Here is a 1,894-nt window from a genome sequence, read left to right on the forward strand (position 1 = left end):
CGCCTGCTCCAGGGCCAGCATGTCGAAGGTCTGCAGGCCGGAGGTGTAGTACATCACCAGCGCCCCGACCAGGGCGACGACCGAGCCGATGAACAAGTACAGCGTCAGCTTCATGGCCGCATACTCGCGCGTCACCTGCCACCCCCAGATGGCGATCAGCAGGTACATCGGGAACACGGCAATCTCATAGAAGAAGAACAGCATGAACAGGTCGAGGGCGACAAAAACCCCGAACACGCCGGTGGCCAGGATGAACAGGAAGGCGAAGAATTCGCGTGGCCGATCGTCCATGCCCCACGAGATCAACACCCCGGTGAACATGACCACCCCGGTCAACAGGACCAGCGGCAGGTTCATCCCGTCGACGCCGACGTGGAAGGAGACGCCGATCGCCGGGATCCAGTTGTATTTCTCGATGAACTGATAGCCGCCGGCCGCCTGGTCGTACGCCAGGAAGGCCCACAAGGACAGCCCCAGAGCGATGGTAGCAGCCGCCAGCGCCGTGAGGCGGATCTCGGTCTTGCGCTCTGCCGGGAAGACCAGCAGCAGCATCCCGGCCGCGATCGGGGTGAAGACGATGAAGCTCAGGATCGGAAATTCCATGCTCGACTCTCAGCTCTGCTCGAGATGACGTTCCGTCGGGTCCCGGCCGCAGTCCATCTGGCCTCAGCCGCCAAACAGCCGCAACACGGTATCGTTGATTACGCTCACGATCCACGCCGGCCAGATGCCGATGGCCAGGATCAGCGCCAGCAGCGGCGCCATGGTCAACACCTCCCGGCGGGTGATCTCGAGGCCGGCACCGACCCACTTCTCATTGACCGGCCCGTGGAGCACCTGGCGGATCCCCTTGAGGATGTAGGCGCCGGTGAAGAACAAGCCGATCATCGACAAGGCCGTGAACAGGGTGAAGATCGGCCAGGCGCCCCGCACGACCATGAACTCGGACACGAAGCCGTTCAGACCCGGCAGGCCAAGTGAGGCCATGGCCGTGAAGATCAGGATGCCGCCGTAGACCGGCGCCAGCGGGAACAGCCCACCGTAGGCGTCGAGCTCGCGGGTATGAGTTCGCTCGTACAGCACGCCCACCAGAAAGAACATCCCCGCCGCCGACAGTCCATGGTTGAACATCTGCAGCACGGCGCCATTGACGGCGATCACGGCATCCTCGGCTGCAAGCGTTCCCTGGGCGAAAGCCGCGGCCGCGATTCCCAGGACGACGAAGCCCATGTGGTTGACCGACGAATAGGCGACCAGCCGCTTGAAGTCGCTCTGCGCCCAGGCAGCGTACGCCCCGAGAATGATTCCCAACGTCGCCAGCAGCGCCAGCACCCCGGCATACAGGCGCGCTTCTCCCGGGAAGAGCGGCAACACCAGGCGCAGGAAGCCGTAGGCGCCCAGCTTGAGCATGACGCCGGCCAGTATCATCGAGCCCGGAGTTGGCGCCTCGGTATGCGCATCCGGCAGCCAGGTGTGGAAGGGCCACACCGGCACCTTGATGGCGAAGGCGATGGCGAACGCCCAGAAGGCCAGCGCCTTGACCGTCCCCAGCGGCACGGCGATCGGCAGGTTGGTCAGCGCCCTGGCCGCATCCAACGTGGTCCAACGGTTGAAGATCTCGACCATGTCGAACGTACCGGCGGCCACGCCGATCAGCTGGATGGCCAGCAAGAAACCCAGCGACCCGGCCATGGTGTAGATCAGGAACTTGAAGGAAGCGTAGGTGCGGGCCTGCATCATGCGCCCGCCGCCGAGGTCACGCTCGCCGTGCTCACTGCCCCACTGGTTGATGAGGAAGTACATCGGGACCAGGCCGACTTCCCAGAACAGGAAGAACATCCACAGATCAAGCGCCACGAACACACCCAGCATGCCGGTCTCGAGCAGCAGGAAC

General features: G+C 64.0%; 2 protein-coding genes. Both read right to left on the bottom strand.

Features of this window, described 5'->3' with window-relative positions:
• The coding region (locus MUO23_11200) for a hypothetical protein (GenBank protein MCJ7513521.1) at window positions 1-603 on the bottom strand (603 nt) is incomplete at its 3' end.
• Window positions 604-666: 63 nt separating this feature from the next.
• Window positions 667-1,894, bottom strand: a 1,228-nt coding sequence (locus MUO23_11205; GenBank protein MCJ7513522.1) for an NADH-quinone oxidoreductase subunit M, incomplete at its 5' end; no start/stop codon positions are given.

The sequence above is a fragment of the Anaerolineales bacterium genome (assembly GCA_022866145.1).
Classification (GTDB): Bacteria; Chloroflexota; Anaerolineae; order Anaerolineales; family E44-bin32; genus PFL42.